We start from the raw sequence: 13,469 nt of genomic DNA, 5'->3' as shown, positions 1-13,469 counted from the left end.
CAGCACAGGGGACTGAGCACGAACAATCGCTATCAGTATTTCACTTGGTACTTTTACCTTGTACCACGCTGATCACACATTTTCTGCAAATATGCCCGAAATGACAGTGGGCCTGGCCGTTAGATGCTCGCCTTCGCCAGATCCTTCGCGTTCATGGCCACCTTGTCGAAGGCCTTCTCGTACTGGGCTATAAGCGGATCGGCAGGCTTGGTCATGATAGGGAGGTGGACCGTGTTGTACGGCAGCTCCATGTCCTCGGTCACTGGCAGCGTGCCCTTGCCGTACTTGGGCCTGTCCTTCTCCGGCGTACCAAGGACCTCCCACAGGATGTCGCCGGTGCCGTGCTCATTTCCGGCGAACACGGGGTGCATGTGCAGCGCGCGGACCAGGTTGGTGTGCGGGATGCGCGTGTCCTTGCGGGCGGGTGAGGATACCTTGGCACCCTCGGCTTGAAGCGCCTTGATGAGCTTTTCACGCGTGATTCCGCCGAGCTTCTTCGGGTCGAAAACGATGTTCCCGCGGTCATAGGGAGACTCCACATAGTCAGGGACAGGCGGGGCAGAGAAGCCGTTTATCTCGGAGATGGCGCGGCCCAGCTTGCGCCCGTTCTCGCGCCGGACTTCGAACCTTTCGCTCCAGTACTTCATCTGGACGACGCCAATCGCGGCGGTGATCGTCGCGATCCTGTACTTCTCGCCGAAGCTGAACCCCGACACGCCCTGCCACTTGGGGTAGTCGAACTCGCGCAGGCGCTCGTAGTGCCCCAGGCTCGCGGCCCTCATATAGACCTCGTCGTCGTTCGTCATGAAAACGCCGCCCTCGCCGGCGGAGGTGAGCTTGCCGTCCTGCAGGCTGATTGCGCCCGCGTCGCCGATGGTGCCGCACATGCGGCCGCGATGCGTGGTGCCCTGCGATACGCAGTTGTCCTCGACAACCTTGAGATTGTGCTTCCTGGCGATGGCCATTATGGCGTCCATGTCCGCCGGCATGCCGTGCCAGTGCACGACCATGATCGCTTTCGTGCGCGGCGTTATCTTGCGCTCAACGTCCTTCGGGTCGAGCGTCAGGCCATTGGGCTCGATGTCGGCAAATACAGGCACGGCATCGCAGCCGATGATAGGCAGGCAGTTGAAAGGATGCACGGCGGATTGCACGATGACCTCGTCGCCCGGGAGGACGCCGACGCCGAAGAGGGCCGCCCTGAGAGCGGCTGTGCCGCTGGAGTGGGCGAGCGCGTGCTTGACGCCCCACCGCTTCATGATCGCCTGCTCAAGCTTTACTATCGGCCCTTCGGGGTCGGGGTGCGAACTGGAGAGCTTGTCCTCGCGAATCAGCTTCGAGACGACCTCAACCTCCTCTTCGCCATAGATGGGCCACTGGGAGAAGTCCTTGTGGTCGAGTGTGATCGCCAGCTTGCCGCCCAGAATTGCTAGCTGTTCTGCCATGTGTATACCTTCGATTGCTCAAGCGCGTACATGATACACCGAAATTGCCCCGCCGCCGCATCTGTTAATCGGGGACTGCCCGTCAGACCGGACGGCCCCGCCCCTGTCGGCGCGTTGCCTTAAATGGAATCCCCCGCGCTGGAAGGTCCTCGGACCATCCCCTGACCCCTTCCTGCTTTTGGCGGAAGGGGAAGAAGAAAGAATGTGGGACTGCGTCCCACGCCCTCCCAAAGGGCTTCGCCCTCTGGACTCCCGAAGACCCTGGGGCTCCGCCTCAGACCCCGGCAAGGGTCTTCGCCCTCTGGACTCCCGCAGACTTTGGGGCTCCGCCCCGGATCCCTGTTCGGAGCTGCGCCTTCTGACCCGAAATCGTTAGGACTCTGAACGCGGTCGGAGAAGTCCGACGTTTCTGCGTTTTCAGGCCCGAAGGGCCGAAATGGTTAAGCCCAGGGTGCAGCACCGAAGGCTTTGCTGAGGTGCGGAGCCCTGGGAACTGAATCGATAAGCTCTCAAGCCCTGAAAGGGCGTGATGCGCCTCAAGGTACGTAACCGCCGTCCTAAGCCTATGGAATTTGACGCGGGTTCATTGCAACTTCCGCGAACGTGAACGAATGCAGCTTGGCGTTGCCGTAAATGCCGAACTTAAGGGCTATCCTGCCCGCCTTGACTCCTGCGAGCGTCGCCTCTGACTCCCACTGGACCGGCATGCGTATGCCATCCCTGGCCAGGGGCCTGCATTCGTTTCTCGTATAGCCGGGGATGGGCTCCATCGTCGCCGTGTCGAGCACCTCAACGTCGACCCAGCTACGGTTTGGAATGGCCTCGCTCACATTCAGGATGAGCCGGGTGTTGGCCGGGCTCACCACTTCTATGGGCTGCGTGACCGCCCAGCCAGGCATCTCCCCGTCGAATGACCGCAGGCAGGTGATGCGGTCAAGAGTCAGCGTCGCAAGGCCGGTCTGGTTAAGGCGCCTGTCTCCGGGAAGGGTCTGTGCATAGAAGTGCGTCTGGTCGCCGGCAAAGCCGGGGTAGCTATCATCGCTGCGGCCGTAGTAGATGTATATCGTGTCGTCCTTCATGACGGGCTGGTCGGCCGGTACCATGAACCCGCTGTCCCATTCCCCATGCTTTCCGCGCGCGACGACCTTCTGGTCCGCCAGGATGCGGGTGTAGTTCTCGCCGTCTCGGGAGACGGCCAGGCGTAGGTCGGAACAGTACGTGCCGTACTTTCCGCCGAAGCGATTGTTCGAGTACCAACCGTGCTCGTAGAACATGACGTAGTAGCCTCGATACGGGAACGCCATGAGGAAGTGGTTTTCCATCTCAGCACCGTCCTCCGGGTTCATGGCGGGGTTGGTGCGGGCGGAGGTCCAGTTGAGTGCGTCCGGGCTGAACGCAAGCGACTTCGTCCTCACCCACTCCTTGCCGGGCAGCTCAGGCTTCTGGGTCTTGCCGACGGACATCCACCACGCCTGGTAGCGGCGGTTGGGGTCGGTGGCCTGGTCGTCGCGGACGAGCGCGCAGGGGCTGGCGTACTTCTGCTTCAGGCCGAGGCTCTGAGGAGAGAGCATCCTGTTCATATCCAGAAACGTGTTGAAGTCCCAGTGAATGCCGTCCGCCGAGTACCCCATCCGGGAGGGGCCTTCGGCCTCGCCCTCGATGGAGGTCTTCACGAGGGCCTTGTACCTCTTGGCTGGATCGGGCTCGCCGTAGTCCTTCATGATCGAGCCCAGGCCGCCGAAGAGGATGTTGTTGTTCTTGTTGCCGCCCCACTCGTGGAGGCCCATGTTGGGCTTCTCCCTGTGGACCCCGTCCTCGCTGAGCGCGTATCCGGCGCGGTGCGGGCCGCCGGCGGACTTGCCGCCGTACCAGAACTTGAATATCTTCTCATCCTTGTCGTAGATCGCCGACCGCATCGCCCACGGAGAGGCGCGCATGGAGTCCCACTCGTGGAGGTCGCCGAGGGGGATGACGGGGTTGAGCGGATGCTTCTTGGCCTCGCACATCGCCTGAACGACGCCTTTCGTCGCTGCGATCTCCTGCATATCCAGGAACAGTACGTGCGTCCCTGGCGTTGTGTTCAGCGACAATTTCGTCTTGACTACCATCACTCCCTCCGATTCCTATGCTATGACGCCGGCCGGAAAAACATTGACCGTGTCCCCATTCCTGGCCTGCCACTCGCCGACCCGCGCGGCCATGGCGCGGATTCGGGGCTTCTGGGCCGGGTCGTCGAACTTGTTGTCCAGCTCGTGTGGGTCGGTGTTCAGGTCGTAAAGCTCCGGCTGGTCGTCCGCCGACAGATTGAGCTTCCAGTTATCGCCCGTAACTATGCTGCGCCATGGGGCCGCCGAGACGCGGCTGACGACGTCCGGCGGGAACTCCGCAGACGACTGTCCTGAGCGGTCTTTGAAATTGTCGCTCCACTGCACCACCACGTCGTTGTCCGCCAGGGTCTTCTTGCCTTTCATAACGGGTACGAGGCTCTTGCCATGCAAGTTCGCGGGCGCATCCTCACCCATCAATTCAAGCAGCGTTGGCACAAGGTCGATGTTCGACACGCGCCCGGGCACCTTGCCATTGCCTATCCACGGCGCGCGAATAATGTACGGCACCTTCACCGCCTCCTCGTACAGCACCGTCTTCGTGAGGAGGCAATGGTCTCCCTGCATGTCGCCGTGGTCGCTCGTGTAGACGACGATCGTGTTGTCCGCCTGGCCCGTCTCGTCAAGCGCGCGCATAATGCGCCCGACCTGGCGGTCGACCAGCGTCACAAGGCCAAAATAGCGCGCCCGAATCTCCCTCCAGCCGGCCTCGGTCGTAAGATCCTGCCCGCTGTGACCCTTCTCCCTCCAGTGCGCCGCCATCATGCGGTTTCTGATTGAGGCGTCGGCGGGCGGCGGCCTGAGGAACGCAGGGCCGGTGTTAAGGTTATCGCGAGGGTACATGTCGTTGAGCGGCCCGTTGAAAGGCGCGTGAGGCTCGAGAAAGCTTGTGTAAAGGATGAACGGGCGGTCACCGGTTTCCTTGAGGAAACGCACCGCCTCGTTGCCCAGGAAAGCGGCCTTGGTGTACTGCTCCGGCATCGTGGAAGATGTCTTCCTTGAGAATATCTTCTTCTCGCTGCCGCTCTTCTTTTCCTTCGGGGTGAAGCCGTGCGCGACCAGGAACTTGTGGTAGTCGCTGACCTCATTGGCATCGTGCTCGTGAGTGTCGAACTCGCCGTAGCCGTCCTCCATCGAGCGCCAGTCGGTAAACCCGCGCTTGGGCGTTCGTTCGTCGCCAAGCTGCCATTTGCCGTGGTAGCCCTTCGTGTACCCGGCCCACGCAAGCTCGCCCATGGTCTTGATGCCGGCATCCAGGACGGTCTCGTTGGAGGTGCATCCATTGGTGTGCGGATAGAGTCCAGTCATGATGGATGATCGTGATGGCGTGCAGACCGGCTGCGTGACGTAGCCGTGCTCGAAGACTAAACTGCCGGAAGCTAGGGCATCGAGGTTGGGCGTCCGGATGACTTTGTTGCCGTAGCAGGCCATCGTGTCAGGGCGCTGCTGGTCGGTCATAATGAACAGGAGGTTCGGTCTGCGCTTCGCCATCGTCGATCAGAGCCCTTCGGGGTGGACCTTGGCGTCGTCCCCTGTGCGCTCCTGCCACCTGTGCAGGCGCTGGGCCATGTCCTTGACCCTGCCGTCGTATTTCGGGTCGTTGAACTTGTTGTCCATTTCGTGCGGGTCAGTGTTCAGGTCGTAGAGCTCGCACTGGTCGCCGTCCGCGAGGTTGAGCTTCCAGTTATCTGCGGTGACGTACGACCGCCATGGGAGGGCGGACAGCGCCTTCGCTCGCTCCAGAGAGACCTTGTCCGCCGGTAGCCCCTTGAGCTTTTCGCTTCCGCGGTTCCATTGCACGACGACGTCGTTTTCCGCCAGAGTCTTTCTGCCCTGCATCACGGGCACAAGCGAATTGCCCTGGATGTTGTCAGGTATCTCCTCGGCCATCAAGTCCAGCAGCGTGGGAACGAAATCGACGTTCGAGACCCTGCCCGGGACCATGCGGCCATTCCCGAGCCACGGCACGCGGATGATGTACGGCACCTTGACAGACGCCTCATAGAGCACTGTCTTCACGAGAATGGAGTGATCGCCCAGCATGTCCCCGTGGTCGCTGGTGTGGACAATGATTGTGTTATCTGCCTGCCCGGACTCCTCGAGAGCGCGCACGATTCTCCCGATTTGTAGGTCAACGAGCGTAACGAGGCCCCAATACCGGGCGCGCAGGTCAAGCCAGTCTGCTTCCGACCTGAGAGGCTTCCCGCGATACCCATTCTCCTGGTAATACCACGCCAGCATTCTGTTCCGCATCGAAGCATTTGCTGGGGGCGGCTTCAGGAATGTGGGTCCGGTCTGAAGGTTGTTCCGAGGATACATGTCGTTTAGTGGGCCGTTGTATGGCGGACGCGGCTCAAGGAAGCTGGTGTAGAGGATAAACGGCTGGTTGCCGCTCTCCCTGATGAATCGCACGGCCTCATTTCCGAGAAAAGCGGCCTTCGTGAACTCTTCCGGCACCGATGACGCGATTTCTCGTCCCGGTCCCATACCCTCATCGTCGGACTCCAGGCGGCCCTCGATTCGGCCGTTGTCCATAAGGAACTGGGCGTAGTGGCTGATCTCGTTGGGGTCGTGCTCAAAGGTCTTGTGCTTGTGGTAGCCGTCCTCAATCGCGCGGTAGTCCGTGAAGCCGCGCTTGGGTGTCCGCTCGTCCCCGAGCTGCCGCTTGCCGTGGTACCCCTTGCGATAGCTATCGGACGTAAGCTCTCCCATCGTTTTGACCCGGGGAGAGAGGACGGTGTTGTTCGACGTACAGCCGTTGGTGTGCGGGTACAGGCCGGTCATGATGGTGGAGCGCGACGGGACGCAGACCGGTTGGCTCACGTAACCGTGCTGGAAGACGAAGCTGTCCCGGGCCAGCGCGTTGACGTTCGGCGTCTGGATGATGTCGTTGCCATAGCAGGCCATCGTATCCGGCCGCTGCTGGTCGGTGATGATGAAGAGAAGATTTGGCCTGCGCTTGGGCACTCTCGTCTCCTGGTCTCCCTCGTGATCAAAACCATGTAGTGGAACAGCATGCTGTGCCACTACATGGTCTTGGCTCTAGCTCTTTATCTCCACGCGCCTGCTGCCGGTGTGGGCGGACAGGTACGCCGAGTAGACGGCGGCCACCACGTCGCGGCCGAGCATGCTTCCGGACTCCGGCTCGCGGCCGGTCGCAACCGATTCAACGAAGTCCTGCATCTCGTGCGGGAATCCATTCATCCAGTCCTCGTCCGGGTTGGTGAACTGCCATCCTGCGGTCGTTTCCACCTTCTCGCGGATGTACTCGCGGGAGAACGCCTCGGCGTCCGGCGAGTAGGCTACGACGGCGTTGTTGGGGTTAATGTTGACATTGATTGTCGTGCGGCCGGCGTATATAGCCAGGACGTTCTGCACACCGCCGACAACGGTGTCCGCAGCGGTGATCTGCGCCACCGTGCCGTCGTCGAAACCCAGCACCATCGTGCCCCAGTCCTCGCAGTCAGTCCAGCCTGTGCGGATGACGTGCGCGGTCTCAGCGGCGAAGGCGTCGCTATGCGTCAGATTGGCGACCGTGCCGACGACCCACGACGGCCTGACCGGCTTGCCGGTGCGGCGCATGCCCTCTTTGTGTTTAAGATAGATCGCGCCGCCGAGCGGGTGCACGCCCTTCATATAAAGACTGCCGCCGCCGGAGGTCTTCCACTGCATGCCGTATGCGGAGTGGGTGCCGTGGTGCGACTCTTCGCCGACCATGCGGAGGATGGGCGTCTCGGCGGAAGCTAGCAGCCGGTTGGCCTTCTGTATACCGGGCGCGTAGACCCAGTTCTCGCCATAAAGGATGCGCTTGCCGGACTTCCTCTCGGCGGCAACCAGCTTGTCCGCGCTGGAGAGCGCCTCGTCCAGGCAGCGCTGCCAGCCCTTCTCGTCCTTGCCGGGGGTGAATGAGCCGCTGAAGGGCTTTTCGATTACGACGTGCTTGCCGGCGCCCAGGGCCTTAAGGCCCATCTCCTCGTGGAGATGGTTAGGTATGCAGGCGTCCACCAGGTCTACGGCCGGGTCCTTCAGCAGCTCCTCAAGACTGCCGTAAGTCTTCTTAAAGCCGTGCTTCTTGGCAAACTCTGCCGATGCCTCGGCACGGCGGCTGTACACCCCTACGAGTCGCACATCCACGCCGTGCACGCGCTTGTAGTTCTCAACGTGAAACCGAGCGGCAAAACCGCTGCCGATGATCGCCGCGCCAACGGTGGCAACCGAGTTCCTTGCGGCCATCGACTCCTCCACGGTCCGGTCATGAAATTTACAACGGAAGGATACCACTTGTTTCGGAGCTTTAGAAGTGAGGTTACATTCTGTTAAGATAACCCAGAAAGGCTATCCTGAATGGGCGGTGATTCTGCGATGCTTGACCGAATTACGGTTGACCCCAAGGTCTCTAATGGGCGGCCGACGATTCGCGGAATGCGGATCACGGTCGATTTCGTGCTCAAGCTCATCGGCAACGGATATTCCGCTGAGGACATTGTCCGGGAGTACCCCGAACTAGAGAAAGAGGATGTCCTCCAGGCGGCGCGGTATGGCGCGTGGCTGGCCAGGGAAATGAGCCGCGGAGTCGCATGAGGCTCCTTGCGGACATGCATATCTCGCCCAGAACGGTGGAATTCGTCCGTTCTCTCGGCCATGACATAGTGCGGGTGGATTCAATTATGCCCAACAATTCCTCTCCCTCAGACTCACCTCGTCCGTCGTCGAAGAAGTAAACATCCTGCTCGGCGGCGTCTTGCCGTCAATCGAGGACGCAATAGACGCAGGAGCGATCATTTCGATCGAAGACAACCGTATCCGTACCCGGATGTTGCCGGTTTCCTGACATCCACTCCCTATTCTACCCAGACCCTTTTCGAATATAGCGTAGGGCGGCTTGCCTGGCCGATCGAATTTCACCGAGGTACCGAATGCCCGCAAAGACACGCGTCTCCATGCCACAGATGGCCACTCTAAAGGCCACGAAGATCGCTCCCCCGCCCGGCTGGGCGCTACTGGAGCGCGAGCTTATCCGCACGATGGAAGAGGCCGCGCCGATGATGGTGGACAAGTACACCGAGCGGCCCGGTAACTGGCTCTATGCCGACGACGTGGATGACCACTACGAGATGTGCTACAACTGGGGGCTCTTCTACGCGCTTGGCGGCAGCTCGCGCATTCTGGACCTCGCCCTGCAGGAATGGAACGCCACGACGCGGTTCTGCGACGACAGCCACCTCAACCGCAAGAAGCACTACAACTACTACCACGGCAAGTCCTACGGCGAGATGCGGCCGCAGATACACAACGAGTACTACAACTACGCCAAACCGCTGGGCTGCGAATGGCACCACATGGGCGAAGGCAATATGGCCTTCTATGACTTCGGCGTAGCGGACCCAACTATCTCAGAGAACGTTCGGAGGGCGAAGCGCTTCGCCGCGATGTTCACGGGGGATGACCCTCAGGCGCCTAACTACGACAAAAAGCACGGGGTGCTCCGCTCAATCTTCTGCAGCAGCCAGGGGCCGTATCTAAAGGCATCCGAGCAATGGGTGGAGGAATGGCTAATCGAGCGCGCCGTCGGTGGAGGCCAATACAAGCAGGGCATATACAAATACGCCAGCCTCGATCCCATCATGCCGAACCTGGAGCTTGAATGGTTTGAAACTCCCGAGCGTCGGGCAGAAGTGATGAAGCTGATAGACCACATACTCCTGAACGGAGACAGCTCCAACAACCTTGCCGCGACTGCGCTGGTCACTAACGCGTACCTGTACACAGGCGACGACAAGTACAAGCAGTGGGTACTGGACTACACGCAGATGTGGATCGACCGCACACGCCAGAACAACGGCATCCTCCCCGACAACCTCGGCCTCACCGGCAAAATCGGCGAGCACCGGAACGGCCAGTTCTGGGGCGGCATCTATGGCTGGAGCCACTACCAGGGCGCCAGCAACATGCTCCACTCCGCCACTATCGCCGCTGAGTGCGCCTTGCTCCTGTCAGGCTACTACGGCTACACGGAGATACTGCGCTCCCTCGTGAAGACGCTCTTCAACAACGGCCACAAGGACAAGGATGGCCAGCACGTCATTTATACCGTCTACGGCTCGAAGGGCTGGCAGAACTACTACTTCTCAAACGAGCTGTACCCCATGCGATTCCAGGAGGTCGCGCACCTGTATCACGCGACAATGTCCAAAGAAGACTACGACTTCTGCAAGGCCGTCCGCGCAGGCGACGTCCGAATAGATTGGAACAGCCAGCCGCCAGAGCACGAGAAGGGCGGCGGTCAGTGCGAGAGAGCGCGGTTCCAGTACTACGATGGACTGAACCCCACGTGGCCGGAGAAGATGCTTGCTTCCGATCTGGAGATGGCTTTGAAGGCGACGAACTACATCCGCAACGACAATTCCGATGTGGATACGCAGATCGCGAAGAACGACAGTTCTCAGAACCCGGTCTTCACCAAGGGCCTCACCATGGTCACGACCGGAACCCCACAGGCCATATATAACGGCGGACTGCTGCGGGCCACGGTGCGCTACCACGACCAGGACCGCCAGCGCCCGGGACTGCCGGAGGACGTGGCCGCGCTGGTTGACAAGCTGGGCCCGGACGTTGTGGGCCTTCAGCTTGTCAACACGAGCCCGACCGCGTCGCGCAGCGTTATCGTGCAGGCCGGAGCTTTCTGTGAGCACCGTTTTACAAACCTTCGGCATGGCGAGGGCGTTTCAGATAGTGTAAGCGTCGTGCCGGTGGACTCGAAGTACTTCTCCGTCCAGCTTCCGCCCTCCACAGCAATACGGGTGGAGGCCGGCCTGAAGCGACACAGCGCAAAGCCATCGTACGCGTTCCCGTGGCATGGTGATGCGATTCCGTCGCCATTCCAGTAGCTGTCTTATTTGACGCGTGCGCTACGGAATAATACACTCGAAGAGAACCGACGGCGGGCCGTAAACGTAGTGTTCATTAGATGGCGGCGGGATGCCGCCAGCTAACATCCAGGTGATTCTCGTATGCAAAGAACTTTAGCCATATTGATTGTCGTCTTGTTGGCCGCCTTATCGCTTTCGGCGACGGCCTGCGAGAAGAACGGTGCAACGCCGGCCGGCGCGGTTGACCTCGAGGCCGCCCAGAAGGCGTACGAGCAAGGGCTCCTCCTGCGCCAGCAGGGACGCCTCGAGCAGGCGCTCGACAAATTGTCAGGCGCGATCAAATTCAACCCCGAATTTGCCGACGCTTATAAGGAGCGCGGCAACGTCTTTATGGATGTCGGCGCGGGCGCGATGGCGATGCCGGACTACGAAAAAGCGATCAGCCTCGACCCCAACAACGCAGAGTACTATTCCCAGCGCGCAAAGGCCTTTATGATGGCCGGGGTGCCAGCTATGGCCCTCCTGGACTTTGATCAGGCTATCCGACTGGCGCCGACCAACCCGGCCGGTTACCTGAATCGCGGTACTGCCTATGACAGCATTGGCGACTACGCCGCGGCGGTCGAGGACTTCGGCGAGGCCCTCCGCCTCAACCCGAAGTCGGCGGAGACCTACTACAACCGGGGCAGCATGTACCTGAAGCTCGACCAGTTCCCACAGGCGCTTGGCCACTTCAACGAAGCGATCAAGCTTGCGCCGGATATGGCTAACGCGTACGTTAGCCGCGCCATGGCATACGCGGCCACAGGCCGCAACACCCAGGCGGACAGGGACGCCCAGACAGCAATCCAGCTTGGCCTTCAGCCGGATTTTGTTAACGCCCGCATAGAAGCCGTGAAGGCAAGGGTCAAGGAGATTTCCGAGCAACTCGCCGGCAGCGGCGGTTAGTAATCGGCGTTATGTGGTGATATATTAAGGGCCTCTGGTGTTCCCAGAGGCCCTTCACTTTGCCCGGCCGCTTTCGAGAGTCCCCATGCAGCCATCTCTCTATACGCCAAGTCTAGTCTACGGATACGTGCACGGCGCAGGGCTCATAGCTGATGTCGCAGCACCCGACCGGCCCGGCCCTCATCCCGTAGAGTCATCTCCGTTCACGGCGGAAAATGGGTCTCCGGCAGCCGCCTGGACGGCAGCGCCATTGACGTGGAGCAATGGGCTTCCCTCGGCTTCTTCGCCATGCGCATCGATTACCGCCTCGCGACCGGCTCCCCTGCCCCGGCATGCTATCAGGACCTCATGTGCGCCTTGCGATGGGCGCACGCCCACGCAGCAGTCTACGCGCTCGATACCTCCCGCATATTCCTTATCGGGCACGAGGCCGGCGGCCACCTCGTTTCCCTGGTGGCAACACTCGGTAACGGCGATTTCGAGAAGACCGGGGGATGGGAGTCGCTTCCCGACTCGTTCGCCGGCGCGGCCAGTATCTCCGGGGCCTACGAGCTCAGGTCCCTGCCGTGGGCCGCGGGCTGGATGCCGGCGGGTCGGCGCTGGGAGATTTCGCTCGACTACGCCTCCCCTGTGCGGCACGTCTCAGCGGCTACCAGGCCGCTGTTCATGATACACTCTGACGACGATCCCGTAGTCCCCATCCAGCAGGCGATGGAGATGGAAGACGCCTTGAACCGCGTCAAGGCGCCGTTCGCTTACGCCCTGCACCAGGGACGCAACCACATGACCCTTTCCGACGATGTGATCGACCTCGCTCGCCAGTTCGTCACGCAAATGGGCGAGCGGGTCGGCTCCCCTACCAGACCTGCCAAGAAGCCAGGACCGAAGAAGAAGGCCAGAGCAACAGCCTGAGAGGTGCTTACGATCAAGAACAAATCGGCGAAGTACAGGGTCGCCATCATCGGCGGCGGCCGCATGGGCACGCACCACGCGCGGGCGTACGACCTGCATCCGCTGTGCGAGGTAGTGGCCGTGGCCGACACCGACCAGGAGAACCTTGACATCTTCACTCGGCGATTCGAATGCGCCGGCTACAGCACGTATGACGAAATGTTCCGGAAGGAAAAGCTGGATATCGTCGGCCCCGTGTTGCCTGTGAAGGCCAACGCCGACGCAGTGGTCGCTTCGGCCAGGGCCGGCGTCAAGGCAGTCTTCTGCGATAAGCCGATGACCGCCCGCCTCTCCGACGCGGACCGCATGGTGGCCGAGTGTGAGAAGAACGGCGTTATCTTCGGTGCGGGCGTTATTCCCAGAAACTACCCCGAATACCAGAAGGCCAAGGACCTTGTGAACGCCGGCGAGATCGGCAATGTCCAGAGCATCAACATCTACGACCCCAACGGCCAGGGTGGGTGCCACAACCTCAACCTCGCGCTCATGTTCAACAACGACATCGATCCCGAGTGGTGCACCGGCTGGGTGGGCGGCGACCCGATGAGCGACGGAGACGGAGACGGCGACCTGAAGGGCATCGGCGGCTTCGTCAAATTCAAGAACGGCGTGGAGCTCTTCAGCCATCGCCGCGAGAGCGTAAAGTCCAAGGCCGGCGAGCAGGGCCAGGGCATCGAGGTAATCGGCACGAAGGGCGTGATCTGGAGCGATTCCAAGGGTCTGCACATTGCCAAAGCTCAGGCCGACTACAAACCGGGCACTCTGGCGGACCTGAAGTACCAGCCCGGTGTCTTTGAGGACCATAGAAACCTGAAGGGCCGGTCGTACGACGAAGAGGGCTGGGCGAACTGCACCCCCGGTATGCTGGCGAGCGTGGCCGCGCTCGTTGAGGCTGTCGATACCGGCAAGCCAGTCCGGATGAGCACTGGCCAGAGCCTGCGCAAGGCCCTGGAGATCTGCATCGGCATGCGCGAGTCGCATCGGAGGGGCCACGCGCCGGTAAAATTCCCGCTGGAGGACCGCAGCCTGGTCATGTTCCCTGTGACGGCCCGTTGGGAGTTCAAGAAGTATGTTTACGGGCGCGAAGAGTACATGAAGGACATCATGTCCCGGAAGATAGACGCCCCGGCAAAATAGCACACGGACAGGAG

General features: G+C 61.1%; 10 protein-coding genes. 5 read left to right on the top strand and 5 right to left on the bottom strand.

The features are described from left to right. Positions 1-119 precede the first annotated feature (119 nt). From FJ319_02820 to FJ319_02800, 5 genes are all read right to left on the bottom strand, one after another. Positions 120-1,445, bottom strand: a complete 1,326-nt coding sequence (locus tag FJ319_02820; protein ID MBM3933226.1) for a DegT/DnrJ/EryC1/StrS family aminotransferase — start codon at positions 1,443-1,445, stop codon at positions 120-122. A 563-nt stretch (positions 1,446-2,008) separates the two neighbouring features. Further along, entirely contained in the window at positions 2,009-3,553 is a 1,545-nt protein-coding gene (locus FJ319_02815) for a hypothetical protein (GenBank protein MBM3933225.1), read from the bottom strand. Between the two features lie 15 nt (positions 3,554-3,568). Then, positions 3,569-5,041, bottom strand: coding sequence for a hypothetical protein (locus tag FJ319_02810; GenBank protein ID MBM3933224.1), 1,473 nt, complete (start codon positions 5,039-5,041; stop codon positions 3,569-3,571). 6 nt (positions 5,042-5,047) lie between these two features. After that, positions 5,048-6,517, bottom strand: a complete 1,470-nt coding sequence (locus FJ319_02805; GenBank protein ID MBM3933223.1) for a DUF4976 domain-containing protein — start codon at positions 6,515-6,517, stop codon at positions 5,048-5,050. 75 nt (positions 6,518-6,592) lie between these two features. Next, positions 6,593-7,783: a Gfo/Idh/MocA family oxidoreductase gene (locus tag FJ319_02800; GenBank protein ID MBM3933222.1), complete on the bottom strand. Its 1,191-nt coding sequence runs from the start codon at positions 7,781-7,783 to the stop codon at positions 6,593-6,595. Positions 7,784-7,894: 111 nt separating this feature from the next. Between FJ319_02800 and FJ319_02795 the strand changes: the two genes are divergently transcribed. From FJ319_02795 to FJ319_02775, 5 genes are all read left to right on the top strand, one after another. Then, positions 7,895-8,131 carry a DUF433 domain-containing protein gene (locus FJ319_02795; protein MBM3933221.1) on the top strand — a complete coding sequence of 79 codons (237 nt, stop codon included), beginning with the start codon at positions 7,895-7,897 and terminating at the stop codon, positions 8,129-8,131. A gap of 359 nt (positions 8,132-8,490) precedes the next feature. Beyond that, positions 8,491-10,437 (top strand): hypothetical protein, encoded by a 1,947-nt coding sequence (locus FJ319_02790; GenBank protein ID MBM3933220.1) that lies wholly within the window; start codon positions 8,491-8,493, stop codon positions 10,435-10,437. 123 nt (positions 10,438-10,560) lie between these two features. Beyond that, a complete protein-coding gene (locus tag FJ319_02785; GenBank protein ID MBM3933219.1) occupies positions 10,561-11,367 on the top strand; it encodes a tetratricopeptide repeat protein in 807 nt (268 codons plus the stop codon). Between the two features lie 195 nt (positions 11,368-11,562). Next, positions 11,563-12,279, top strand: a complete 717-nt coding sequence (locus FJ319_02780; GenBank protein MBM3933218.1) for an alpha/beta hydrolase — start codon at positions 11,563-11,565, stop codon at positions 12,277-12,279. Between the two features lie 3 nt (positions 12,280-12,282). Next, positions 12,283-13,455, top strand: a complete 1,173-nt coding sequence (locus FJ319_02775) for a Gfo/Idh/MocA family oxidoreductase (protein ID MBM3933217.1) — start codon at positions 12,283-12,285, stop codon at positions 13,453-13,455. Positions 13,456-13,469 lie beyond the last annotated feature (14 nt).

The sequence above is a fragment of the SAR202 cluster bacterium genome (assembly GCA_016872355.1).
In the GTDB taxonomy this organism is placed as follows: Bacteria; Chloroflexota; Dehalococcoidia; order Lucifugimonadales; family VGZY01; genus VGZY01.
This window is presented reverse-complemented; position numbering and strand designations above follow the sequence as displayed.